Source organism: Mycobacterium mantenii, assembly GCF_001667865.1.
GTDB lineage: Bacteria > Actinomycetota > Actinomycetes > Mycobacteriales > Mycobacteriaceae > Mycobacterium > Mycobacterium mantenii_A.
Genome location: NZ_LZJP01000004.1, coordinates 26,948 through 52,396, shown reverse-complemented (window position 1 = coordinate 52,396; position 25,449 = coordinate 26,948). Strand labels below are relative to the sequence as shown.

Here is a 25,449-nt window from a genome sequence, read left to right as displayed (position 1 = left end):
TCGTCGAGGGGGTTGCACATGCCCGGGGCGGCGAGTTTGGCCAGCACCGCCTCGAGGGTGGCGCGGGCCTCGGGGGTCAGCCAGCCGCGCAGCGCCGACATGCCGTCGGGTTGCTGGTTGCCCAGCGTCAGGCCACGCTGCCGCGCCCGGTCCTGGTCGGTATAGCGGCCGTCGGGGTTGAGGCAGTCGGCGAGCGTCTTGGCGAGCCCGGCCAGTTGTTCGGGCCGATACCGGGTGCCCTCCTTGGCCAATCGCGCTTCGGCGTGCTCGCGGGTGGTCGCATCTATCCAGCCGGGCAGCTGGTGGTAGAACGTGCGGATCACCGCGATTTGGCCGGCCCCCAGTGTGCCGTCGCGTTGGGCGGCCGCGGTGGCGGCCAGTGCCGGTGCGACGGGCTCCCCGGTCAGGCCGTGGCGCGGGCCCAGATCGCGCGCTTCCTTGACGCGCCGGGACGCTTCGGCGCGGCTGATCAGCGTCGCCTCGGTGAGCGCATGGGTCAGCGTGCCGCCGAGTTCCTCCGATGGGGCCTGGCGGGCAAGGGAATTGATCAGCGGATGCTCCAGGGCCGGGAGGCGCCGACGCACCTTCTCGCAGCGCTCCAACACCGCCAGTTGTTGCCGCGGACTCAACGCCTCCAACGACAACCCGCAGGCACGATCCAAGTCGGCATCGAGCGCGTCGAACACCGCGTCGACCTCCTGGGCACCACTTGGACTCACACCGCCAAACTAACCACCCCCACCGACAAAAACCGCCACTCTGTGACCCGTGAAACCAAAGCGACGCAGGGGATTACAGTGGTGCATGTGGATCGAGCAGCGGCCTAGTCGCGCTCGGGCCTATTCGTCGCGTACACCCACGACAGGAATCGCGCCACGGCCTCGGCGGACCGGTGCGCGCGGGGGGAGCTGAAGATGTCGAAAGCGTGTTGGGCGTGCGGCAATTCGGCGTAGGCGACCGGGGACTTGGACACCGCTCGCAGTTCCTCGACGAACTCTACGGCCTCGCCGACCGGGATGAGTGAATCGTCGCGGCCGTGCAGGACGAAGAACGGCGGTGCGTCGGCCCTCAGCTCGCGGATCGGCGAGGCGTCGAGGTAGACGTGCCGGTGGGTGGCGAATTTCCTTTTGACGACGAACTTTTCGAGCAACCCGATGAACTCGGGACGCCCCTCGCCGTGGGTGGTGAACCAGTCGTAGCGCCCGTACACCGGTACCGCGGCCACCACCGAGGTGTCCGCGTGCTCGAAGCCGGGCTGGAATTTCGGGTCGTTGGGAGTCAGCGCCGCCAGCGAACACAGGTGACCGCCGGCCGATCCGCCGGTGATCGCCACGAATTCCGGATCGCCGCCGTAGCGGGAGATGTTCTCCTTGACCCAGGCCAGCGCGCGTTTGACGTCGACGATGTGGTCGGGCCAGGTGTGCCGCGGCGACACCCGGTAGCCGATCGACACGCACACCCAGCCGCGCGCGGCCAGGTGGCTCATCAGCGGGTAGGCCTGGGGGCGGCGCATTCCGATCATCCAGGCACCGCCGGGCACTTGCAGCAGCACCGGCGCCTTGCCGTCGCGCGGCAGGTCTTGGCGGCGCCAGATGTCGGCCAGGTTGGCGCGGCCGTGCGGACCGTAGGACACCACGTTGGTCTTCTCGACGTAACGGCGGCGCGCCACGGTATTACCACCCAGCGGCAGGGTGCGCCGGCCGCTGCGCGTGGGTTCGGCCTGGGGCAGCTTGTTCAGCGCCTCCTGGTAGTCGTCGCCGAGTTGGTCGCGCAGCCCCGCCTCCAGCACCGGGCCGGGAGTGGTGATGCCGCGGTAGCGGATCGCGCCCAGGATGGCCCAGGACGCCGCCGTCAGGGCCAGCGCGGCCTTTCCGCGCCGGCCGGCGAAGTCGCCGCGGCGACCCCGTCGCAGCGCGTCGAGCAGCGAGGCGGAGAAGTAGACCCCCGGCACCTCGGAGGCCGGCCAGCCGAACCAGAAGACCAGTACGGTGCTGTAGCCCTTGCGGGCCAGCGGGCGGAATCCGTTGGCGGCGTTGGCCAATTCGAGTGCGGCCCGGGCCAGCGGACGGGGCTTTCGGATCGTCCGGGGCAGCCGCATCAGCCGTTCACCCGCGCTTGCAGGTCGGCGCGCAGGATCTTGCCGGTGCTGCTGCGGGGAAGTTCGTCCAGCACGGTGATTTCACGGGGGATCTTGTAGTTGGCCAGGTTCTCCCGCACGTGCTGCTTGAGCGCCTCGGGGGCGGCGCCCGCGTCGAGTGCGGCGCCGGGCTCGAGCACCACGAAGGCCGCCAGCCGCTGCCCGTATTGTTCGTCGTCCACGCCTATCACCGCCGCCTCCGCCACGTCGGAATGTGCCGCCAGGGTCTTCTCCACTTCGATCGGGTACACGTTCTCCCCGCCGGAGACGATCATCTCGTCGTCGCGGCCGACGACGAACAGGCGCCCGGCCTCGTCGAGATACCCCACATCGCCCGACGACATGAATCCGGCGTGGAAGTCCTTCGTGCTGCCCGAGGTGTAGCCGTCGAACTGGGTGTTGTTGCGCACGTAGATGCTGCCGACCTCACCGGTGGGCAACTCGTTGAATTCCGGGTCCAGGATTCGGATTTCGGTTCCGCCCGCGGGCCGGCCCGCGGTGTCGGGGGCGGCCCGCAAGTCCTGCGGTGTGGCGGTCGCGATCATGCCGGCCTCGGTGGCGTTGTAGTTGTTGTAGATCACGTCGCCGAACGCGTCCATGAACGCGATGACGACGTCGGGCCGCATCCGCGACCCCGATGCCGCGGCGAATCTCAGGGACCGTCCGCTGTAGCGGCGTCGCACCTCGGCGGGCAGCTCCATGATGCGGTCGAACATCACCGGCACCACGGCGAGCCCGGTGGCCTTGTGGCGGTCGATGAGATCCAGCGTGGCCTCGGGGTCGAACTTGCGCCGGGTGATCACCGTGCAGGCCATGGAGGCGGCGAAGATCAACTGCGAGAAACCCCAGGCGTGGAACATCGGCGCCACGATCACGATGTTCTCCTCGGCCCGCCACGGCGTACGGTCCAAAATCGCCTTGAGCGTGCCGATCCCGGCGTTGCCACCGGTCTGGTTGGCGCCCTTGGGTGTTCCGGTGGTACCGGAGGTGAGCAGGATCATCCTGCCCTTGCGGCCGGAGCGCCGCGGCTGTTGCCCGGCGTGGTCGGCGATCATCTTCTCGACGGTGAGTTCGTGCGGCCCGTCGGTCCAGGCCACGATGCGGCTGGCGTCCGGCTTGTCGGCCAGCGCGCGGTCCACGGTCGGGGTGAATTCCTCGTCGTAGACCACGGCGTCGACGCCCTCGCGGTTGACCACCTCGGCCAGCGCGGGCCCGGCGAACGACGTGTTGAGCAGCACCACGTCGGAACCGATCCGGTTGGTGGCCACCACCGCCTCGACGAAGCCGCGGTGATTGCGGCACATGATGCCCACCACCTTCGGTTGGCCCGCGGGCAGGTTTTGCAGCGCCGCGCCGAACGCGTTGATCCGTTCGTCGAGCTCTCGCCAGGTCAGCGTGCCGAGTTCGTCGATCAGCCCGGGGCGGTCGGGGCAGCGCTGCGCCGCGCCGGCGAAGCCGACGGTCATGCCCATGCCCTCGCGGCGCATTGCCGCCGCCATCTTGAGGTAGCGGTCGGGCCGCATCGGCGCGATCATGCCGGCGCGGCGCAGTGTGGTGATCAGGCCGAGGGTCTCGCTCAAGGGATTCGCCATGGCTCAGCCCAGAATCGGGAAGCGGCGCTTGGCGGCGAGCTCGGTCAGGGCCGTCTGCATCACCGACCGCACGTGCTCGTCGACCTCGTCGACGTCCGGGTCGTCGCCGAACTGCTTGGCGATGTCGATCGGTTCGAGCACCTGGGTCACGATCTTGGTGGGCAGCGGCAGGTTCGGCGGGATGACCGCACTCAGGCCGAAGGGGAAGCCGAACGACAAGGGCAGGATCGCGCTGCGCAGCAGGCGCTTGATCCCCAGCCGCTCGGCCAGCCAGGTGCCGCGGGTCAGATAGAGCTGGGTTTCCTGTCCGCCGATGGACACCGCCGGCACGATCGGGACGCCGGCGTCGATCGCCGTGCGGATGTACCCCTTGCGGCCGTTGAAGTCGATGACATTCTCCGAGAGCGTGGGCCGGTAGGCGTCGTAGTCGCCGCCAGGGAACACGATCACCACCCCGCCGGACCGCAATGCCGCGGCCGCGTTCTCCCGGTTGGCGCGGATGTATCCGGTGCGCCGGAAGAACTCTCCGGTGGGGCCGGTCATGAGGATGTCGTGGCTCAGCGTGTAGACCGGCCGGTCGTAGCCGAGCTTGTCGTAGAAGTGGACGGTGAAGATCGGGACGTCCATGGGGAACATGCCGCCGGAGTGGTTTCCGACCACCAGCGCTCCGCCGGGCGGGAACGCATCCAGGCCGTGCACCTCGGACCGGAAGTAGGTCTTGAGGAACGGGCGCATCACCGCCATCAGGCGCTGGGTCAGGCCGGGGTCGAATTTGCCGATGTCCCCGCCGTCGGGGTTGCCCTTGTCGGTCACGTTCCTCCCTTGACGCTCGCGAGGCGGCTTCGCCCGGTCGAGTCCCTCGATGGTAGCGACCGGACACCCGCTGCTGTCACGGTGTTTCACTCTATTGATTACGGGTATGTGGTGCGGCACGCTGGTGGGCGCTATTGTTACGGCGCCCTACGTGATCCGCGAGTAGAGGGGACCCGATGGACGTAGCCGGTCTGTCACCCGAGCGTGGTGCCCGCGCGAGCGCTACCCACAGACCGGCCAGCACCCGGGACCGGCGCGGGCGGCCCTCCCCGGCCGCTTCGGTCCGCGCGGAAGCGACCCGCCAAGGACCGCCCCGGCCCGCGCTGGCCGTCGAGCGTGCCGCCGCTGCGTCCGCTCCGGATACGGCGGACCAACTGCAGGCCGACTACTTCGTGCGGCTGCTCACCGGCCGGCGCGGCCTCATCGATCTGCGCATCGACGAGTGTCAGCGCAAGATCGCGACCGCGGAAGTCAAGGGCGACGTCGATGCCGTGGTGAACCTCCGCCGCCAGCTGCGCATCGCCGAGCAGGATCGGCAGACCCTGGACGCCCTGATCGACAAGCTGTGCCGGCGCTTTGTGCACCGGATTCCGGTCGCGGCCCCGGCGACATCCCCGCAGGCGCGCCCCGTGGTCCGCCGGGCAACCAAAGCTCCACACTGAATCATCGCTTCCCGCAACGGGTTTCGTCCTCGCTTGACCGGCGGGTTGGTCGGCCCGCATCGCCTAGGGCGCACAAACGCGCACACCGGAATGACGGTGCCGATACATTCAATGGGCCAGCTGGTTTCTAGATAGGAACGAGGCCGCCCATGGGATTCATGGCTCCGGAGTTTCCCGACGTCGACCCGCAGACGTGGCTCACCTTGCCGCGTTCGACCAGGCGCCAGATCATGACCCGGCACTGGGTCGAACACGGCTTCGGTTCCCCGTACGCCGTCTACCTGTTCTACGTCTTCAAGATCGCCGGCTACGCCGCCGGCGCCGCCGCGGTGATCTCACTGACGCCGGGACTGGGCGGCCTCGGTCACCTCACCGAGTGGTGGACCCAGCCGATCGTGTACCAGAAGCTGGTCGTCTTCACGCTGCTGTTCGAGATCCTGGGCCTGGGCTGCGGATCCGGCCCGCTGACCGCGCGGTTCTGGCCGCCGTTCGGGGGTTTCCTGTATTGGTTGCGGCCCAACACCATTCGGCTGCCCGCCTGGCCGGACAAGGTCCCGTTCACCCGTGGCGACAGCCGCACCGTCGTCGATGTGGCGTTGTATCTCGTCGTGCTGGGCTCGGGCGTCTGGGCGCTGCTCTCTCCGGGGCGGGGCGGTCCGGTCACCCCGGCAGGCGATGTCGGCCTGATCGATCCCATGCTGGTCGTGCCCGCCATCATCGCGCTGGTGCTGCTGGGCCTGCGCGACAAGACCGTCTTCCTGGCGGCGCGCGGCGAACACTACGGGCTGACCCTGCTGGTGTTCTTCTTCGGGTTCACCGACCAGATCGCCGCCTTCAAGATCATCATGCTGGCGCTGTGGTGGGGCGCGGCGACCTCCAAGCTCAACCATCATTTCCCGTATGTCGTGGCGGTCATGATGAGCAACAGCCCGGTGCTGCGCAGTCGGGCATTCAATTGGTTCAAGCGCCGGCTCTACCTCGACCCGGTCAACGACCTGCGCCCGTCGTGGATACCGAAGGTCATGGCCCACGTCGGCGGGACGACGGCGGAATTCCTGGTGCCGCTGGTTCTGGTGTTCGTCGCCGACGGCCACCGGTGGGCGTGGTTCCTGATCGCCTTCATGGTGCTGTTCCACCTCAACATCACGTCCACCATTCCGATGGGAGTTCCGTTGGAGTGGAACGTCTTCTTCATTTTTTCGCTGTTCTATCTGTTCGGGCACTACGCGGGCGTCACGGCCACGGGGCTGCGCTCACCGCTGCTGCTGATCATCCTGATCGCCGCACTCGCGGTGGTGCCGATCCTGGGAAACCTCTTCCCGCAACAAATTTCGTTCCTACCGGCGATGCGCTACTACGCGGGCAACTGGGCCACCAGTACCTGGTGCCTGCGTAAGGGCGCCGAGGACAAGATCGAGGCCGGCGTCACCAAAGCGTCGGCGCTGGCGCCCAATCAGCTTGCCCGGCTTTACGATCCGCAGACGGCCGAACTCATGATCGACAAGTTGATGGCGTGGCGATCCATGCACACCCATGGGCGCACGCTGGGCGGGTTGGTGCCCCGGGCCCTGCCCGAGGGTGCCGACGAGGCCGACTACCTGTTGCGGGACGGCGAGATCATCGCCGGGCCGCTGATCGGGTGGAACTTCGGCGAAGGCCACCTGCACAACGAACAGCTCCTGGCCGCCGTGCAGCGGCGCTGCGGCTTCGATGAGGGCGAGGTGCGGGTCATCATCCTGGAAGCCCAGCCGATCCAGCGACAGACGCAGGCCTACCGCATCGTCGACGCCAAGACCGGTCTGATCGAGGAGGGCTACGTCGACGTCGCGGGAATGCTCAGTCGCCAGCCCTGGCCCGAGCCGGGCGACGACTACCCCGTGCACGTCATCGATGGCGGCGACCCGCCGCGCCCGGCTTCGCCGCGCTCGCGATCGCCGCGGACGACCCGGCGCAGCGCTCGATGACCACCGCGGTCGTCGTCGGCGCCGGACCCAACGGCCTGGCCGCGGCGATCCAGTTGGCCCGCAACGGCGTCGACGTGCAGGTGCTGGAGGCCCGCGAGACCGTCGGCGGGGGAGCGCGCTCGGCCGAGTTGACGGTGCCCGGGGTGATCCACGACGTCTGCTCGGCCACCCACCCGTTCGGCGTCGGCTCGCCGTTCTGGCAGGAGATCGACCTGCCGCGCTACGGGCTGGTCTGGAAGTGGCCGGAGATCGACTGCGCGCATCCGCTCGATGACGGCACCGCCGGGGTGCTGTACCAATCGATCGACCGGACGATGGCCGGCATGGGCGCCGACGCCACCCGGTGGCGCCGCGCCGTCGGGGACCTCGCCGCCGGATTCGATCAGCTGGCACAGGATCTGCTGCGCCCGGTGCTGCACATCCCGCGGCACCCGGTCCGCCTGGCCGGCTTCGGGCCGCGCGCGCTGCTGCCGGCGACCGTGATGGCCCGGTGGTTTCGCACCGAGCAGGCCCGCGCGCTGTACGGCGGCGCCGCCGCGCACATCTACACCCGGCTGGACCGTCCGCTGACCGCATCCATGGGGCTGCTCTTCCTGGCCGGCGGGCACCGCTACGGATGGCCCGTCGCCGAAGGCGGTTCCGGGTCGATCACCCGCGCCCTGGCCGCGGCCCTGGAAGCGCACGGCGGCGCCATCGCCACCGGCGTGACCGTCACCGGCCGTCGCGACATCCCGGACGCCGACATCGTCATGCTCGACCTGAGCCCGGCCGCGGCCCTGCAGATCTACGGCGACGCCATGCCCGGCCGCATCAAACGCTCCTACCGGCGCTACCGCCAGGGGTCCTCGGCGTTCAAGGTCGACTTCGCCGTCCGGGGCGACATCCCCTGGACCAACCCCGACTGCCGGCGCGCCGGCAGCGTCCACCTCGGCGGCAGCTTCGCCGAGATCGCCGACACCGAACGCCAACGCGCGCAGGGCAACATGGCGCAGCGGCCGTTCATTCTCGTCGGCCAGCAGTACCTGGCCGACCCCACCCGCTCGGCCGGCGGCGTCAATCCGATCTGGGCGTACGCGCACGTGCCGTTCGGCTACACCGGTGACGCCACCGCGGTCATCATCGAGCAGATCGAGCGGTTCGCCCCAGGATTCCGCGATTGCATCGTCGCGACCGCCAGCTTGGGCACCGCCGATCTGGAGGCCTACAACCCCAACTACATCGGCGGCGACATCATCGGCGGCGCCAACGACGGGCTCCAGGTCATCCTGCGGCCGCGCATCGCGGTCAACCCGTATGCGACCGGCGTGCCCGGGGTGTACCTGTGTTCGCAGTCCACGCCGCCGGGAGCCGGCATCCACGGCCTGTGCGGTTACTACGCCGCCGAGGCTGCGCTGGGCTGGGCGCGCAAGCGTCGCCGGTAGCCCCGGGGCCGCGTGTGGCCGACGTCACGGCCGTTGTACCAGCGCGGCAACGGCGGACGTCCCTGATCTAGGCTGGCGACGAGCGCAAATCAGCGGACACAGGAAAGAAGACAGAGGAGAGACAAGTGACGGTCCGAGTAGGTATCAACGGCTTCGGTCGAATCGGGCGGAACTTCTACCGGGCCCTACTGGCTCAACAGGAGCAAGGCAGCGCTGATATCGAAGTTGTCGCGGTCAACGACCTCACCGACAACGCCAGCCTGGCGCACCTGCTGAAATTCGACTCCATCCTGGGCCGCCTGCCTTACGACGTGAGCCTCGAGGGCGACGACACCATCGTGGTCGGCAGCAAGAAGATCAAGGCGCTGGAGGTCAAGGAAGGCCCGGCGGCGCTGCCCTGGGGTGACCTGGGCGTCGACGTCGTCGTCGAGTCCACCGGCATCTTCACCAACGCCGGCAAGGCCAAGGGGCACCTGGACGCCGGCGCCAAGAAGGTGATCATCTCCGCCCCCGCCACCGACGAGGACATCACCATCGTGCTGGGCGTCAACGACGACAAGTACGACGGCAGCCAGAACATCATCTCCAACGCGTCGTGCACCACCAACTGCCTCGGCCCGATCGCCAAGGTGCTCAACGACGAGTTCGGCATCGTCAAGGGCCTGATGACCACCGTCCACGCGTACACCCAGGACCAGAACCTGCAGGACGGACCGCACAAGGACCTGCGCCGGGCCCGCGCCGCCGCGCTGAACATCGTGCCGACCTCGACCGGCGCGGCCAAGGCCATCGGCCTGGTGCTGCCCGAGCTCAAGGGCAAGCTGGACGGCTACGCGCTGCGGGTGCCGATCCCCACCGGCTCGGTCACCGACCTCACCGTCGAGCTGAAGAAGTCCGGCACCGCCGACGAGATCAACGCCGCGATGAAGGCCGCCGCCGAGGGACCGATGAAGGGCATCCTGAAGTACTACGACGCGCCGATCGTGTCCAGCGACATCGTCACCGACCCGCACAGCTCGATCTTCGACTCCGGCCTGACCAAGGTCATCGACAACCAGGCCAAGGTGGTGTCCTGGTACGACAACGAATGGGGCTACTCCAACCGCCTCGTCGACCTGGTCGCCCTGGTCGGCAAGTCGCTGTAAACCGTGGCTATCCACAACCTGAAAGACCTTCTCGCCGAGGGGGTTTCGGGGCGCGGCGTGCTGGTGCGTTCCGATCTGAATGTGCCGCTCGACGACGGGAAAATCACCGACCCCGGCCGCATCACCGCGTCGGTGCCGACGCTGCGCGCGCTGGTCGAGGCGGGCGCCAAGGTGGTGATCGCCGCGCACCTCGGACGGCCCAAGGGCGGAGCCGACCCGAAGCTGTCGCTGGCGCCCGTCGCCGCGGCGCTCGGTGAGCAACTCGGCCGGCACGTCCAGCTGGCCGGCGACGTCGTGGGCACCGACGCCCTGGCGCGCTCCGAGGGCCTGACCGACGGCGATGTCCTGCTGCTGGAGAACATCCGCTTCGACGCCCGCGAAACCAGCAAGGACGACGGCGAGCGGCTGGCGCTGGCCCGGCAGCTGGCCGAATTGGTCGGGCCGACGGGCGCTTTCGTCTCCGACGGCTTCGGTGTGGTGCACCGCAAACAGGCCTCGGTGTACGACATCGCCACCCTGCTGCCGCACTACGCCGGCACGCTGGTGGCCGAGGAGATCCAGGTGCTCGAGCAGTTGACCAGCTCCACCAAGCGCCCCTACGCGGTGGTGCTCGGCGGGTCGAAGGTGTCCGACAAGCTCGGTGTCATCGAGTCGCTGGCCACCAAGGCCGACAGCATCGTCATCGGCGGTGGCATGTGCTTCACTTTCCTTGCCGCGCAGGGCTTCTCGGTCGGCAAGTCGCTGCTGGAAACCGACATGGTGGAAACCTGCCGCAACCTGCTCGACACCTACGCCGACGTCTTGCGGCTGCCCGGCGACATCGTGGTGACCGAGAACTTCGCCGCCGATTCGCCACCACAGTTCGTGGCCGCCAACGCCATTCCGGACGACCTGATGGGGCTGGATATCGGTCCGGGTTCGGTCAAGCGGTTCGCCACATTGCTGTCCAACGCGCAGACCGTGTTCTGGAACGGTCCGATGGGCGTGTTCGAGTTCCCGGCGTACGCGGCGGGCACCAAGGGCGTCGCCCAGGCGATCGCCGCGGCCACCGGCAAGGGCGCGTTCAGCGTGGTGGGCGGCGGGGACTCCGCGGCCGCGGTGCGCGCGCTGGGCATCCCGGAGGGCGACTTCTCGCACATCTCGACCGGCGGGGGAGCCTCGCTGGAATACCTTGAGGGCAAGACGCTTCCGGGTATCGAGGTGTTGAGCCGACCCCAGCCCGACCACAACTAGGGAGGCCCAGAGTCGTGAGCCGCAAACCGCTGATCGCCGGCAACTGGAAGATGAACCTCAACCATTTCGAGGCGATCGCGCTGGTGCAGAAGATCGCGTTCGCGTTGCCGGACAAGTACTACGACAAGGTGGACGTCACGGTGCTGCCGCCGTTCACGGATCTGCGCAGCGTGCAAACCCTTGTCGACGGCGACAAGCTGCGGCTGACCTACGGCGGGCAGGATCTTTCCCAGCACGACTCGGGTGCCTACACCGGCGACATCAGCGGGGCCTTCCTGGCCAAGCTGGGTTGCACGTTCGTCGTGGTCGGGCACTCCGAGCGGCGGACCTATCACCACGAGGACGACGCGGTGGTGGCCGCCAAGACCGCCGCGGCGCTCAAGCACGAATTGACCCCGATCGTGTGCATCGGTGAGCACCTCGACGTCCGCGAGGCGGGAAACCACGTCATTCACTGTGAGGAGCAGCTGCGCGGATCGCTGGCCGGGCTGTCCGCCGAACAGATCGGCAAGGTCGTCATCGCCTACGAGCCGGTGTGGGCGATCGGCACCGGGCGGGTGGCCAGCGCGGGCGACGCCCAGGAGGTGTGCTCGGCGATCCGCAAAGAACTGGGGGCGCTGGCCTCACCGCAGATCGCCGAGAGCGTGCGCGTGCTCTACGGCGGATCGGTGAACGCCAAGAACGTCGGCGACCTGATCGCCCGCGACGACATCGACGGTGGTCTGGTCGGCGGTGCGTCCCTGGACGGCGAGCAGTTCGCCACGCTGGCGGCGATCGCCGCCGGCGGGCCGCTGCCGTAACGCCGGCTCGACCCCGGTAGGCTGGCCCTCATGCAGTTGGCTTTGCAGATCACCCTGGTCGTCACCAGCATCCTGGTGGTGCTGCTGGTGCTGCTGCACCGCGCCAAGGGTGGCGGCCTGTCCACGCTGTTCGGTGGCGGCGTGCAGTCCAGCCTGTCCGGGTCCACGGTGGTGGAAAAGAACCTGGACCGGCTGACGTATTTCATCACCGCCATCTGGCTGGTGTGCATCATCGGCATCGCGCTGATGATCAAGTACCGCTGACGGCCGACCTGTCGACGGGCGGATGCTGACATCCGCATCGATACTGGTTCCCATGGTTGAGGCTTCCGACAGCACGCTGGAACCGATCGGCGCCGTACAGCGCACCCTGGTGGGTCGTGAGGCCACGGAGCCGATGCGGGCCGACATCAGGCTGCTGGGCACCATCCTGGGCGACACGGTTCGCGAGCAGAACGGACACGGGGTGTTCGAGCTCGTCGAACGTGCCCGGGTGGAATCGTTTCGCGTGCGGCGCTCCGAGATCGACCGGGCCGACCTGGCGCGAATGTTCTTTCGCATCGACATCCACCAGGCGATCCCGGTCATCCGGGCGTTCAGCCACTTCGCGTTGCTGGCCAACGTCGCCGAAGACATCCACCGGGAGCGGCGCCGGGCGATTCACGTCGCCGCCGGCGAAGCGCCGCAGGACAGCACCCTGGCCGCGACCTACGCCAAACTCGACCGGGCACAACTGGATTCGGCCACCGTCGCCGATGCGCTGAGGGGCGCCGTGGTGGCCCCGGTGATCACCGCGCACCCCACCGAAACCCGCCGGCGCACCGTCTTCGTCACCCAGCACCGGATCACCGAACTGATGCGGCTGCACGCCGAGGGGCATCGGGAGACCGACGACGGCCGCGACATCGAACTCGAGCTGCGCCGGCAGGTCCTCACGCTGTGGCAGACCGCGCTGATCCGGTTGTCCCGGCTGCAGATCACCGATGAGATCGAGGTGGGCCTGCGCTATTACGCCGCCGCGTTCTTCAGGGTGATTCCGCAGGTCAATGCCGGCCTGCGCGACGCGCTGCGGAGCCGCTGGCCCGACGCCGACCTGCTGAACCAGCCGATCCTGCAGCCCGGCTCGTGGATCGGCGGTGACCGCGACGGCAATCCGAACGTGACGGGCGACGTGGTGCGCCAGGCCACCGGCAGCGCGGCGTTCACGGCGCTGCAGCATTATCTGACCGAGCTGACCGCTTGCGAGCAGGAGCTGTCGATGTCGGCGCGCCTGGTCGCGGTCACGCCCGAGCTGACCGAACTGGCCGAGGGTTGCGGCGAGAAGGCGCGCGCCGACGAGCCGTACCGACGCGCGGTGCGGGTGGTCCGGGCCCGGCTCACCGCGACGAGCGCCGAAATCCTGGACCGGCGACCGCAGCACGAGCTCGACCTGGGGTTGCCGCCGTACGCCACCCCGGCCGAGCTGCTGGCCGACCTGGACACCATCGACGCGTCGCTGCGCGCGCACGGCAGCGCACTGCTCGCCGACGACCGCTTGGCGCTGCTGCGAGAAGGCGTGCGGGTCTTCGGGTTTCATCTGTGTGGCCTGGACATGCGGCAAAACTCCGACGTGCACGAGGAAGTGGTCGCCGAGCTGCTGGCGTGGGCCGGGGTGCACCCGGATTACGCTTCGCTGCCCGAAGACGAGCGGGTCGAGCTGCTGGCCGCCGAGCTCGGTACCCGCCGTCCGCTGGTCGGCGACCGCGCCGAACTGTCCGAGCTGGCTCACAAAGAGCTGGGTGTGGTGCGCGCGGCCACGCACGCCATCAAGCGTTACGGACCGGCCGCCGTACCCAACTACGTGATCTCCATGTGCCGCTCGGTCTCCGACGTGCTGGAGGCCGCGATCCTGCTCAAGGAGGCGGGTCTGATCGACGCGTCCGGGGATGCGCCGTACTGCCCGGTGGGCATCTCACCGTTGTTCGAGACCATCGACGATCTGCACAACGGGGCCACGATCCTGCACGCGATGCTCGAACTCCCGATCTACCGGGCGCTGGTGGCCGCGCGCGACGACAGCCAAGAGGTGATGCTCGGGTACTCCGACTCCAACAAGGACGGCGGGTATCTGGCGTCCAGCTGGGCGGTGTACCGGGCGGAGCTGGCCCTGGTCGAAGTGGCCCGCAAGACCGGAATCCGGTTGCGGCTCTTCCACGGTCGCGGCGGCACCGTCGGTCGTGGCGGCGGGCCGAGCTACGAGGCCATCCTGGCGCAGCCACCCGGAGCGGTAAACGGTTCACTGCGGCTCACCGAGCAGGGCGAGGTGATTGCCGCCAAGTATGCCGAACCGCAAGCGGCGCAACGCAATCTGGAGAGTCTGCTGGCCGCCACGCTGGAATCCACGCTGCTGGATGTCGAGGGGCTGGGTGACACCGCGGAACCGGCGTATGCGGTGCTCGACGAAGTGGCCGTGCTGGCGCAGCGCGCCTATGCCGAATTGGTGCATGAAACACCGGGTTTCGTCGACTACTTCATGGCATCCACGCCGGTCAGCGAGATCGGCTCGCTGAATATCGGCAGCCGGCCCACCTCGCGCAAGCCCACCCAGTCCATCTCGGACCTGCGCGCCATCCCGTGGGTGCTGGCGTGGAGTCAGTCGCGGGTCATGCTGCCCGGCTGGTATGGCACCGGGTCGGCGTTCGAGCAGTGGATCGCGGCGGGCCCGGAAAGCGGAGACGCGCGGGTGGACGTGCTGCACGACTTGTACCAGCGCTGGCCGTTTTTCCGCAGCGTGCTGTCGAATTTGGCTCAGGTGCTGGCCAAGAGCGACCTCGGCCTGGCGGCGCGCTACGCGGAATTGGTGGACGACGAGGAGTTGCGGCGCCGGGTCTTCGACAAGATCGTCGACGAGCACCGGCGGACCATCGCCATGCACAAGCTCATCACCGGCCAGGACAACCTGCTCGCCGACAACCCGGCGCTGGCGCGTTCGGTGTTCAACCGTTTCCCGTACCTCGAGCCGCTCAACCACCTGCAGGTGGAGTTGCTCCGTCGCTACCGTTCCGGCGACGACGACGAATTGGTGCAGCGCGGCATTTTGCTGACGATGAACGGGCTGGCCAGCGCGCTGCGAAACAGCGGCTGATTACGGCGAATTGGTCACCGGGCCGGCCCGGTCGCGAATACCCTGAATCGACGCGACGTCGACCGAGGAGACCAGTGAGCGCATCCGGACTACCCCTGTGGCTGTTTCTGGGTTCGGTCATCGCGGTGGCGATCGCGATCGCGGTGGGCTCCATCTGGCTGGGCGTCCGCATCCTGCCCGCCCAGCGGTATGGGAAGGAGCACAATCCGGCGATCGCCTCGTTCCTCACCGTCGTCGGATTCATCTACGGTGCCCTGCTGGGCTTTACGGTGGTGACCACCTGGGAACACTTCTCGTCCACTCAGGTCGTCGTCTCCGGCGAGGCGTCGGCGTTGACGACGATGTATCGCCAGACCGTCGCGATGCCCGAACCCGAGCGAACCGAAGTTCAGGAGCTGTTGCGCAAGTACGCGAGCGCCGTGGCGGGCCCGGAGTGGAACAAGCAGAACAACGACGGCGCGCGCGCTGCGATCACCCGGATGTACCGCACCGTCGGCCGTCAGCAGCCCAATGTCGCGGCCAAGCCGATCAATCAGCAATTTCTCCACCAGTTGAGCGAGCTGGCCTCCGACCGTAACGAGCGCATCGTGGGCACCAAGCCGCGGATACCGCCGTTGATGTGGGCGGGCCTGATCTTCGGTGCGGTTGTGCTGGTTGCGTTTACGGGCTTCCTGCGGATGGGCAGCACCGTGGGTCACGTGGTCGTGTCGAGCACCGTCGCGGTTCTGCTGGGCCTGCTGCTGTGCGTCGTGTACCAACTCGACCACTCGTATGCGACCGATCAACGGATCACGTCCGGGCCGTTTCGGCACGCACTGGACATTTTCGATTCGGTCGACAACGACAGCCGCTACTTCCCGCGCTGAGCATTGACGGTGCGGGCCGTGGCAACGAGCTGGCTCAGCCTTTCAGCAGCTCGCCGACGTGCGCGGTGACCGAATCGGTGAGGCCCTGCAGGTCATAACCGCCTTCGAGCACCGCCACCAACCTGCCGTCGCAAAGTGTCTCCGCCGCTTTCATCAATTCCCTGGTGACCCAAGCGAAGTCGGCGGCCGTCATGGTCAGCGAACCGAGCGGGTCACGTTCGTGGGCGTCGAAGCCGGCGGACACGATGATCAGCTCGGGCGAAAACGCTTGCAAGGCGGGCACTATCCGATCCTCGAAGGCCGCGCGCAGCTCGGCGCCGCCGTCACCGGGGGCCAGCGGCATGTTGAAGATGTTGCCGACTCCGGTCTCTCGCGCCGCACCGGTCCCGGGGAACAGCGGCATCTGATGCGTGGACGCATACAGCACGCTCGGGTCGGAGTAGAAGACCTGCTGGGTTCCGTTGCCGTGATGCACGTCGAAATCGACGATGGCGACCCGCATCAGCCCGTGTTTGCGCTGTGCATGACGCGCGCCGATGCTGATGTTGTTGAACAGGCAGAAGCCCATGGCCCGCTCGGTTTCGGCGTGGTGTCCCGGCGGGCGGCACGCGACGAACGCGTTCTGCGCGTCACCGGCCAGCACTCGGTCCACCGCCTGCAACGTGGCGCCCACGCCGCGCAGCGCCGTCTCCCAGGTCGAGGGCTCCATCATGGTGTCGCCGCCGTCGAGGTACACGTACCCGTGTTCGGGTCGCGCCGCTTCCAGCGCGTCCACATAGCGATTGGAGTGCACGTAGCGCGTCGTCGCCAGTTCGGCCGGTTCGGCCTCCTCGCGCATCAGGGCGTCGAACTGCGGCCGGCTCAGCGCCGCCTCGACCGCGCGGTAGCGGTCCGGCCGCTCCGGATGACCCGGCGCGGTCTGATGCGCTGCGAAAGCGGAATGGTGCAGCAGCAACGTGGCCATCGGGGTCCTGCCGATCCGCCTACTGCGCCGTCCGGTTGCGCAGCCTGTCCACCAGGCCGCGCACCGCGTGCTCGGTGATCGCCAGCGGCGACATCATGGTCTCGCCCACCTTCACCATCTCGTCGACCCGGACGACGATGGCCTCCACCGGCTCGACCAGCGCGATCAACCGCTTGGCCAGATCGTCCAGGCTGGCCATGGTGCCATCCAGGTGGTCCAGACCGGTCTCCAGGCGTTCCACCGTGGCGTTCAGGCTGGACAGGGAACTGCTGAGCTCCTTCATGGTGTTGCTCAAACCGTCGAGGACGTCTTCGACCTGCTCCACCGTCTTGTCGGCGTTCAGCGCGGCCTGGGTGAGCGTCTTGATCCGGCTTCGCTCTTGCCCCCCGCGCACGGTTCTGTCTGCCATGACCGTCATTATGACCCGGCCCGGGCCGGCGGGAGTCCGAAGGGACCCGCGACGTCGAAAGCGCTAGCGGATGTGCAAGCGCAGTGCGCAGACGACTCGCGCCGAGCCGGACGTGACCCTCAGCCTTGCTCGCCGGTCCGCGACGGCAGCTTGGCCGCGGCGTCCTCGTCGAGCAGCCACAGCGTGGTGTCCAGCCCGACCGCCCCGGCGGCCGGCACCGAAACGGGTGCGGCGCCACCGATGGCGGCCGCCACCGCATCGGCCTTGCCGGCGCCGGATACCATCAGCCAGACCTCGCGCGAGCGCGCAATAGCGGGCAGTGTCAAGGTGATTCGCTCCGGCGGCGGTTTGGGGGAGTCGTCGACGGATACCACCATGCGGGTGGTTTCCAGCACGGCCGGGGTGTCGGGGAACAGCGAGTTGATGTGTCCCTCGGGGCCCATGCCGAGCAGGTGCACATCGAAATTCGGCACCGGCTGCCCGGGTGCGGCGTTGGCGGCCAGCAACTGCTCGTAGGCCAGCGCCGCCGCGGCCAGGTCATTGCCGAACTCACCGTCACTGGCCGGCATCGGGTGCACCTGGCTGGACGGGATGTCGACGTGGGAGAGCAACGCGGCCCGCGCCTGTTTTTCGTTGCGTTCGTCATCGTCCTCCGGGACGTAGCGCTCGTCGCCCCAGAAAAGATGCACCTTGGACCACTCGATCTCGCGTTCTACCAGCGACTCCAGCAGTCCGATGCCGGTGCCGCCGCCGGTCAGCACGACGAGCGCACGGCCCCGCGCCGCGACGGCGTTCGCGATGGTATCGGTCAGCCGCGTGGCGGCGGCTTCGACCATGGTCTGGCTGTGCGGGAAAACTTCGATGCTGATGCTCACACGTATTGCACTTTCTCGATGCCTTCGAGCGCGGATTGATAGATCTCGTCGGGATCCAGTCGACGCAGGTCTTCGGCGAGGCACTCACCGGTTTCCCTGCGCGCCAAGGGGAGTAGGGCGTCCGGCCGGGACGTCCGGCTCAACGTGGCCGTCCTTCCTTCCTGCGGCCGGCTCAAGACGATGGTCTCGTTCTTGCGCACCAGTTCGATCTTGAGCTCGCCGACCGCCCGGCGCACCGGGCCGTCGGTCCGGCTCGCCAGCCACCCGGCCAGGATGTCCAGGGCGGGCTCGGTCCCCAGACCGGACACCAGCGCCGACTCGATCGGCTCGTGCGGCGTCAGGTCGACGGCCGAGGTGAGCAGCGCGCGCCAGTAGGTGATGCGCGCCCAGGCGAGGTCGGTGTCGCCCGCGGTGTATCCGGGCAGCCGGCTCTTGATGGCGGCCAACGGGTCAACCCCGTTGGTCGCATCCGTGATGCGCCGAATGGCCAACCGGCCCAACGGGTCCTGCGCGGGGACCGCGGGCGCGACGTCGGGCCACCAGACCACCACCGGAATGTCGGGCAGCAGGAAGGGGGTGACCACGCTGGCGGCGTGACCCGACAACGGTCCGGACAGCCGCAGCACCACGACCTCGCTGGCGCCGGTGTCACCGCCGGCGCGCAGCTGCGCATCCAGGCGCGGTTTGTCCGCATACGGATTGCCCCGCATCGTCACGATGATCCGGCTGGGGTGCTCGTGACTGGCGTTGTTCGCCGCGTCCAGCGACTCCTCGAGGATCTCCTCGCTGTCCGGCGCGATGATCAGGGTCAGCACCCGGCCCATCGCGTTGGCGCCGACCTTCTCCCGCAGTTCGTCGAGCTTCTTGTTGACGGCCGTGGTGGTGGCGTCCGGCATGTCAATGATCACGGGCGCCGCTCCTCCTCATCGCTGCGCTCTGCATCGTCACGGCGCGGATCATCAGGGTCGCCGCCATTCCCGGCCGGTGCGGCGCAGCATCTCGAACGCGGAATCCGGACCCCAGGTGCCCGCGTCGTAGGGCTCGGGCTTGCCGTCAGCCGCCCAGTTATCGAGCACGGGATCGAGTATCTCCCAAGCCAATTCGACCTCTTCGTTGACCGGGAACAGGGACGGCTCGCCCAGCAGCACGTCGAGGATCAGCTGTTCGTAGGCTTCCGGCGACTCCTCGGCGAACGCCGAGCCGTAGGAGAAGTCCATGTTGACGTCGCGGACCTCCATCGCGGTGCCCGGCACTTTGGAGCCGAAGCGCAGCGTGACACCTTCGTCGGGCTGCACACGGATCACCATGGCGTTGGCGCCCAGCTCGTCGGTCATGGTCGCGTCGAACGGCAGATGTGGCGCGCGCTTGAACACCAGGGCGATCTCGGTGACCCTGCGGCCCAACCGCTTTCCGGTCCGCAGGTAGAAGGGCACACCCGCCCAGCGGCGGGTGTCCACCTCGAGCGTGATCGCCGCGAACGTCTCGGTGGTCGAGTCCTTGGCGAACCCTTCCTCGTCGAGCAGCCCGACGACCTTCTCGCCGCCCTGCCAGCCGCCGGTGTACTGGCCGCGGCTGGTGGTCTCGTCGAGGGGCTCGGCGAGCTGGGTGGCCGAGAGCACCTTGATCTTCTCGGCCTGCAACGCCGACGGGCTGAAGCTGACCGGCTCCTCCATCGCGGTCAGCGCCAGCAGCTGCATCAGATGGTTCTGAATGACGTCGCGCGCGGCGCCGATGCCGTCGTAATAACCGGCCCGCCCGCCCAGGCCGATGTCCTCGGCCATGGTGATCTGCACGTGATCGACGTAGTGCGCGTTCCAGATCGGGTCGAACAACTGATTGGCGAACCGCAGCGCCAGGATGTTGCGGACCGTCTCCTTGCCCAGGTAGTGGTCGATCCGGAACACCGCCTCCTCAGGAAAGACGGCGTTGACAGCCTTGTTCAGGGCTTGCGCGCTCTCCAGGTCGTGACCGAACGGCTTCTCGATGACCACCCGGCTCCACCGCTCGCCCTGCGGGCGCGCCAACCCGGACTTGTGCAGCTGGTCGCACACCACCGGGAAGGACTTGGGCGGGATGGCCAGATAGAAGGCGTGGTTGCCGCCGGTCCCACGCTCGGCGTCCAGCTTGTCCAGGGTCTCGGCCAGCCTGCCGAACGCCTCATCGTCGTCGAAAGCGCCTGGCACGAAACGGAATCCCTCGGCCAGCCGATCCCAGTTCTCCTGGCGGAAGGGCGTGCGGCAGTGTTCCTTGACGGCCTCGTGCACCACCTCGCCGAAATCCTGCGTGCTCCAATCGCGGCGGGCGAAACCCACCAGGGAGAAGCTGGGTGGCAACAGCCCGCGGTTGGCCAGGTCGTAAATCGCCGGCATGACCTTCTTGCGGGCCAGGTCGCCGGTCACGCCGAAGATCACCATCCCACATGGCCCCGCGATGCGCGGGAGCCGCTTATCGCGCTTGTCCCGCAAGGGGTTATGCCATTGTTGCGGGGTGCGGGCTGGGCTCATTTCGAGGCGGAATCCAGCTGCTTCTGCGTTTCCTCCAGCAGCTCGGTCCAGGAATCCACGAACTTCTCCACACCCTCGTTTTCCAGCACTTTGAAGACGTCGGTCAGGTCGATGCCGATCCGCTCCAGCTTGTCGAACACCTCCTGGGCGGCCCCGGCGGTGCCGGTGACCGTGTCGCCCTTGATCTCACCGTGGTCGGCGACCGCGTCGATCGTCTTCTCCGGCATGGTGTTCACCGTGTTGGGCGCCACCAGTTCGGTGACATACAGGGTGTCGGAGTAGTCGGGATTCTTGACGCCCGTGGACGCCCAGAGCGGACGCTGCACGCGAGCCCCGTCGGCCTTGAGCGACTCGTAGCGATCGCCGCCCTCGAACACCTCCTGGTAGGCCGCATAGGCGAGCCGGGCGTTGGCCACCCCCGCCTGCCCCAGCAGCGCCTTCGCATCCTCGGACCCGATCTTTTCCAGCCGCTTGTCGACCTCGGTGTCCACCCGGGACACGAAAAACGATGCCACGGAATGGATCTTGGACAGGTCGTGCCCCGCCTCGCGCGCCTTTTCCAGGCCGGCCAGGTAGGCGTCCATCACCTGACGGTGCCGCTCGACGGAGAAGATGAGCGTGACGTTGACCGAGATCCCTTCGGCCAGAACGGCGGTGATGGCCGGGATGCCGGCCTTGGTGGCCGGGATCTTGATGAACAGGTTGGGCCGGTCGACGATCTTCCACAGTTCGACGGCCTGCGCGGTGGTCTTGTCGGTCTCGGCGGCCAGCCGCGGGTCGACCTCGATGGACACCCGGCCGTCCACGCCGTCGGAGGCCTCCCACTCTCGCTTGAGCACGTCGCACGCGTTGCGGACGTCGTCGGTGGTGACGGTGCGGATGGTCGCGTCCACGTCGGCGCCGCGCTCGGCCAGCTCGGTGATCTGGCCGTCGTAGGAATCGCCCTCCGCCAACGCCTTCTGGAAGATCGACGGGTTGGTGGTCACGCCGACGACACTCTTGGTGTCGATCAGCTCTTGCAGGTTGCCCGACTGCAGTCGCTGACGCGACAGGTCGTCGAGCCAGACGGATACGCCTGCGGCGGACAGCGCCGCCAGATTCGGGTTCTGAGCGGTCATGTGAATTACCCTTTCCTCAGTTGTCCACTACTTCTTCCGCGGCGGCAGCGACGGCTTCGGCGGTGAAGCCGAATTCACGGAATAAGGTTTTGTAGTCGGCGGATTCGCCGTAGTGCTCGATCGAGACGATCTTGCCGGTATCACCGACCAGCTTGTGCCAGCTCTGCGCGACGCCGGCCTCGACGGCCACCCGGGCCGACACGGTCGGCGGCAGCACGCTGTCGCGATAGTCGGCGGGCTGGGACTCGAACCATTCGACGCACGGCATGGAAACCACCCGCGCCACAATGTCCTTGTCCGCCAACAACTTCTGTGCCTCGACCGCGAGCTGGACCTCCGAGCCGGTGGCGATCAGCACCACGTCGGGGTCTTGACCGGCATCCTCGCCGTCGGAGCCCAGGATGTATCCGCCCCGGGTCACGCCGTCGTAGTCGGTGCCTTCGAGTATCGGCACGCCCTGGCGGGTCAGGATCAGTCCGACCGGGCCGCTGCCGTTGCCGCGGGCCAGGATCGTGCGCCAGGCGTAGGCGGTCTCGTTGGCGTCGGCCGGGCGAACCACCGACAGATTCGGGATGGCGCGCAGCGCCGCGAGGTGCTCGATCGGCTGGTGGGTCGGGCCGTCCTCGCCGAGCCCGATGGAGTCGTGCGTCCACACGTAGATGGTGTCGATGTCCATCAGCGAGGCGAGCCGGACCGCGGGGCGCATGTAATCCGAGAACTGCAGGAAGGTGCCGCCGTAGGCCCGGGTCGGCCCGTGCAGCACGATGCCGGACAGGATGGCGCCCATCGCGTGCTCGCGAACGCCGAAGTGCAGCGTGCGGCCGTACCAGTCCGCCGTGTAGTCCTTGGTCGAAATCGACGGCGGGCCAAAGGATTTGACATTGTCCATGGTGGTGTTGTTGCTGCCCGCCAGGTCGGCCGAGCCGCCCCACAACTCGGGGAGCTTCGGGCCGATCGCGTTGAGCACCTTGCCGGACGCGGCGCGGGTGGCCAGCGCCTTGTCGTCGGTTTTCCAGACCGGGATGTCGGCGTCCCAGCCGTCGGGCAGCTTTTCGGCGGTCAACCGGTCCAGTAGTTCCTTGCGTTCGGGCTGGCCCTGCGCCCAGGCGTCGAAGTCCGCCTGCCACTTCTCGTGCGCTTCCTTGCCGCGGTCCACCAGCTTGCGGGTGTGCGCGATCACCTCGTCGCGCACCTCGAAGGTCTTGTCGGGGTCGAAGCCGAGTTCCTTCTTGACGGCCGCCACTTCCTCGTCGCCCAGCGCCGCGCCGTGCGCCTTGCCGGTGTTCATCAGTTTGGGTGCGGGATAGCCGATGATGGTGCGCAACTCGATGAACGACGGCCGGTCGGTGACCGCCTTCGCGTTGGCGATGGCCTCCTCGATGCCGACGACGTTCTCGCCGCCTTCGACCCTCTGCACGTGCCAGCCGTAGGCCTCGTAGCGCGCGGCCGTGTCCTCGCACAGGGCGATGTTGGTGTCGTCCTCGATCGAGATCTCGTTGTGGTCGTAGAAGACGATGAGATTGCCCAGCTGCTGCACGGCGGCCAGTGACGAAGCCTCCGAGGTGACGCCCTCCTCGATGTCGCCGTCGGAGGCGATCACGTAGATGAAGTGATCGAACGGGCTCGTGCCCGGGGCGGCGTCGGGATCGAACAGCCCGCGCTCGTAGCGCGCGGCCATCGCCATGCCCACCGCCGAGGCCAGGCCCTGCCCGAGCGGGCCGGTGGTGATCTCAACGCCCTTGGTGTGCCGGAACTCCGGGTGTCCGGGTGTCTTGGATCCCCAGGTGCGCAGCGACTCGATGTCGGACAGCTCCAGCCCGAAGCCACCCAGGTAGAGCTGGATGTACAGGGTCAGGCTGCTGTGCCCGCAGGACAGGACGAACCGGTCGCGGCCCAGCCAGTGGGTGTCGCTGGGGTCGTGGCTCATCGTCCGCTGGAAGAGGGTGTAAGCCAGCGGCGCCAGGCTCATCGCCGTCCCGGGATGGCCGTTGCCGACCTTTTGCACCGCATCGGCGGCCAGCACCCGAATGGTGTCGACGGCGGCCGAGTCGAGCTCGGTCCAGTCGTCGGGCAGGTGCGGTTGGGTCAGCGTGGAGATCTCTTCGAGTGTCGTCACAGACTCAGTCCTTGGGTCATCGAGCTGATCAATCCCACCCTAGTGCGGGAGGGCCGGCTCTTGCAGCGCAGGATTTGGGGTACCCACCGCCGGCAGATGTGAAAATTACGCGCCGGTCGAAAGCGCTTAACATTCAGTTCGGAAAACTGGGAAAAATCTGCGGGAATGGACCCGCGGGCGGGCCATTGCCTCCACGCGGTCTACCATCGTGTGTAGTAGATGCTGCGCGCCGCTGCGACCCCGAGGAGTTATTGCGTGAGCGTTCGCGGGCGCGCCGCGCCGAGCCAACTGCCAAGCCGAGTGCAAGGCACGGTGCTGGCTTATCTGGCGCTGACCAAACCGCGGGTCATCGAACTGCTGCTCGTCACCGCGATCCCGGCGATGCTGCTGGCGCAGCGTGGCACCGTGAACCCGCTGCTGATCGTCAACACCCTGATCGGCGGAATGCTGGCCGCCGGCGGCGCCAACACCCTCAACTGTGTGGCCGACGCGGACATCGACAAGGTGATGAAGCGCACCGCGCGCCGGCCGCTGGCCCGGGCCGCGGTGCCCACCCGCAACGCCCTGATGCTCGGCCTCGTGCTGACGGTGGCGTCGTTCTTCTGGCTGTGGTGGACGACGAACCTGCTGTCCGGGCTGCTGGCCCTGGCGACGATCGCGTTCTACGTGTTCGTCTACACACTGCTGCTCAAGCGCCGCACCTCGCAGAACGTGGTGTGGGGCGGCGCCGCCGGCTGCATGCCGGTGATGATCGGCTGGTCGGCAGTCACCGGCACCATCCAATGGCCCGCGCTGGTGATGTTCGCCATCATCTTCTTCTGGACTCCGCCGCACACCTGGGCGCTGGCGATGCGCTATAAGGACGACTACAAGGCGGCGGGCGTCCCGATGCTGCCGGCCGTGGCGACCGAGCGTCAGGTGACCAAGCAGATCCTGATCTACACCTGGCTGACCGTGCTGGCCACGCTGGCGCTGGCGCTGGCGACCGGGTGGCTGTACGCCGCGGTCGCCGTGGTGGCCGGGGTGTGGTTCCTGGCGATGGCCCATCAGCTCTACGCCGGGGTCCGCGCCGGCGAACCGGTCAAGCCGCTGCGGTTGTTCCTCCAGTCGAACAACTACCTGGCAGTGGTGTTCTGCGCGCTGGCCGTCGACTCGGCCATCGGGTTGCCGCACCTGTTCTGAGCCGGTCGCCGAGTCACGTCACCGCGGTGGCGCAGAACGCGTCGTTCTGCGAATTCGAGAAGTGATTTCGGATATGGGATCGGTAGCCGGTCCACGGGATCACACTTCAGGCATGGCAAATCACCGCATCGTCAGGACGTTGGTCGCCGGGGCGCTGCTCTCGGCCGGACTGGCCTTCTGCGACGTGGGCATCACCACGGGTGTCGCCGAAGCTCACCCCGGGCCGATGCCGCTGGACGCCTGGCCCGGCTGTCCGAACGACCACCCGCAGGGGCCGTGCCGCTGGTGCCCCGGGCAACCGTTGCCGCCGACCGGCAACCATGTCACCAACCCCGTCGTCTGGGACAACAACATTTGCCACACCTACTATTACGTCTGGTTCGGGCAGGGCAATGTCGCGCAGAACATCTGGGACGGCGACAACCCGCCGGCGCCGCCACCACCACCGCCGCCGGGCCTGATCAATAGAGACAATTGCCAGCAGATCCTCGGAATCTTCTGCCCGCACGCCTAACGCGGCTCGA

22 protein-coding genes are annotated in these 25,449 nt (G+C 67.9%); 11 read left to right on the top strand and 11 right to left on the bottom strand.

Annotation, left to right across the window (positions count from 1 at the left end; translation table 11 throughout):
- The 4 genes from A5688_RS00260 to A5688_RS00245 all read right to left on the bottom strand — a co-directional run.
- Positions 1-719, bottom strand: a 719-nt coding sequence (locus A5688_RS00260) for a DUF222 domain-containing protein (RefSeq protein WP_120312435.1), incomplete at its 3' end; no start/stop codon positions are given.
- Between the two features lie 104 nt (positions 720-823).
- Positions 824-2,098 (bottom strand): alpha/beta hydrolase, encoded by a 1,275-nt coding sequence (locus A5688_RS00255; protein WP_067836080.1) that lies wholly within the window; start codon positions 2,096-2,098, stop codon positions 824-826.
- Complete coding sequence (fadD12, locus tag A5688_RS00250) at positions 2,098-3,729, bottom strand: acyl-CoA ligase FadD12 (RefSeq protein WP_067911665.1); 1,632 nt, start codon at positions 3,727-3,729, stop codon at positions 2,098-2,100. The genes A5688_RS00255 and fadD12 overlap by 1 nt, the downstream gene beginning before the upstream one ends.
- Positions 3,730-3,732: 3 nt before the next feature.
- Positions 3,733-4,473: a lysophospholipid acyltransferase family protein gene (locus A5688_RS00245; protein ID WP_120312434.1), complete on the bottom strand. Its 741-nt coding sequence runs from the start codon at positions 4,471-4,473 to the stop codon at positions 3,733-3,735.
- 245 nt (positions 4,474-4,718) lie between these two features.
- Here A5688_RS00245 and A5688_RS00240 point away from each other — a divergent pair, with 245 nt between their 5' ends.
- The 9 genes from A5688_RS00240 to A5688_RS00200 all read left to right on the top strand — a co-directional run bounded on the left by A5688_RS00240 (position 4,719) and on the right by A5688_RS00200 (position 15,757).
- Positions 4,719-5,204 (top strand): hypothetical protein, encoded by a 486-nt coding sequence (locus tag A5688_RS00240; protein ID WP_067911297.1) that lies wholly within the window; start codon positions 4,719-4,721, stop codon positions 5,202-5,204.
- A gap of 149 nt (positions 5,205-5,353) precedes the next feature.
- Positions 5,354-7,168, top strand: coding sequence for a DUF3556 domain-containing protein (locus A5688_RS00235; RefSeq protein WP_067836088.1), 1,815 nt, complete (start codon positions 5,354-5,356; stop codon positions 7,166-7,168).
- The gene (locus A5688_RS00230) at positions 7,165-8,589 is read left to right on the top strand and encodes a phytoene desaturase family protein (protein WP_067911300.1); all 1,425 of its coding nucleotides are present in this window, start codon (positions 7,165-7,167) and stop codon (positions 8,587-8,589) included. The genes A5688_RS00235 and A5688_RS00230 overlap by 4 nt, the downstream gene beginning before the upstream one ends.
- Before the next feature lie 125 nt (positions 8,590-8,714).
- Positions 8,715-9,734, top strand: a complete 1,020-nt coding sequence (gene gap, locus A5688_RS00225) for a type I glyceraldehyde-3-phosphate dehydrogenase (RefSeq protein WP_067836092.1) — start codon at positions 8,715-8,717, stop codon at positions 9,732-9,734.
- Between the two features lie 3 nt (positions 9,735-9,737).
- The gene (locus tag A5688_RS00220; protein WP_067836094.1) at positions 9,738-10,967 is read left to right on the top strand and encodes a phosphoglycerate kinase; all 1,230 of its coding nucleotides are present in this window, start codon (positions 9,738-9,740) and stop codon (positions 10,965-10,967) included.
- A 14-nt stretch (positions 10,968-10,981) separates the two neighbouring features.
- Positions 10,982-11,767, top strand: coding sequence for a triose-phosphate isomerase (gene tpiA / locus A5688_RS00215; RefSeq protein WP_067836096.1), 786 nt, complete (start codon positions 10,982-10,984; stop codon positions 11,765-11,767).
- Between the two features lie 30 nt (positions 11,768-11,797).
- Positions 11,798-12,031, top strand: coding sequence for a preprotein translocase subunit SecG (gene secG, locus A5688_RS00210; RefSeq protein ID WP_067132831.1), 234 nt, complete (start codon positions 11,798-11,800; stop codon positions 12,029-12,031).
- A 52-nt stretch (positions 12,032-12,083) separates the two neighbouring features.
- A complete protein-coding gene (gene ppc / locus A5688_RS00205) occupies positions 12,084-14,891 on the top strand; it encodes a phosphoenolpyruvate carboxylase (RefSeq protein WP_067911303.1) in 2,808 nt (935 codons plus the stop codon).
- Between the two features lie 74 nt (positions 14,892-14,965).
- Positions 14,966-15,757, top strand: coding sequence for a DUF4239 domain-containing protein (locus tag A5688_RS00200; protein WP_068268010.1), 792 nt, complete (start codon positions 14,966-14,968; stop codon positions 15,755-15,757).
- Positions 15,758-15,791: 34 nt separating this feature from the next.
- Here the strand turns inward: A5688_RS00200 and A5688_RS00195 are convergent, their stop codons facing one another.
- From A5688_RS00195 to tkt, 7 genes are all read right to left on the bottom strand, one after another.
- Positions 15,792-16,721, bottom strand: coding sequence for a histone deacetylase family protein (locus A5688_RS00195; RefSeq protein WP_067911662.1), 930 nt, complete (start codon positions 16,719-16,721; stop codon positions 15,792-15,794).
- 19 nt (positions 16,722-16,740) lie between these two features.
- Positions 16,741-17,139, bottom strand: a complete 399-nt coding sequence (locus A5688_RS00190) for an ATPase (RefSeq protein ID WP_067836104.1) — start codon at positions 17,137-17,139, stop codon at positions 16,741-16,743.
- Between the two features lie 110 nt (positions 17,140-17,249).
- A complete protein-coding gene (pgl, locus tag A5688_RS00185) occupies positions 17,250-18,005 on the bottom strand; it encodes a 6-phosphogluconolactonase (protein ID WP_067911659.1) in 756 nt (251 codons plus the stop codon).
- The gene (opcA, locus tag A5688_RS00180; protein WP_067911656.1) at positions 18,002-18,913 is read right to left on the bottom strand and encodes a glucose-6-phosphate dehydrogenase assembly protein OpcA; all 912 of its coding nucleotides are present in this window, start codon (positions 18,911-18,913) and stop codon (positions 18,002-18,004) included. The genes pgl and opcA overlap by 4 nt, the downstream gene beginning before the upstream one ends.
- 51 nt (positions 18,914-18,964) lie before the next feature.
- Positions 18,965-20,509: a glucose-6-phosphate dehydrogenase gene (gene zwf, locus A5688_RS00175; RefSeq protein WP_067836110.1), complete on the bottom strand. Its 1,545-nt coding sequence runs from the start codon at positions 20,507-20,509 to the stop codon at positions 18,965-18,967.
- Positions 20,506-21,627: a transaldolase gene (tal, locus tag A5688_RS00170; protein WP_067836112.1), complete on the bottom strand. Its 1,122-nt coding sequence runs from the start codon at positions 21,625-21,627 to the stop codon at positions 20,506-20,508. The genes zwf and tal overlap by 4 nt, the downstream gene beginning before the upstream one ends.
- Before the next feature lie 16 nt (positions 21,628-21,643).
- Positions 21,644-23,743 carry a transketolase gene (gene tkt, locus A5688_RS00165; RefSeq protein ID WP_067836114.1) on the bottom strand — a complete coding sequence of 700 codons (2,100 nt, stop codon included), beginning with the start codon at positions 23,741-23,743 and terminating at the stop codon, positions 21,644-21,646.
- A gap of 255 nt (positions 23,744-23,998) precedes the next feature.
- Here tkt and A5688_RS00160 point away from each other — a divergent pair, with 255 nt between their 5' ends.
- Entirely contained in the window at positions 23,999-24,925 is a 927-nt protein-coding gene (locus tag A5688_RS00160) for a heme o synthase (RefSeq protein ID WP_067836116.1), read from the top strand.
- Positions 24,926-25,037: 112 nt separating this feature from the next.
- Positions 25,038-25,439, top strand: coding sequence for a hypothetical protein (locus A5688_RS00155; RefSeq protein WP_067836118.1), 402 nt, complete (start codon positions 25,038-25,040; stop codon positions 25,437-25,439).
- The last annotated feature ends 10 nt before the right edge of the window (positions 25,440-25,449 follow it).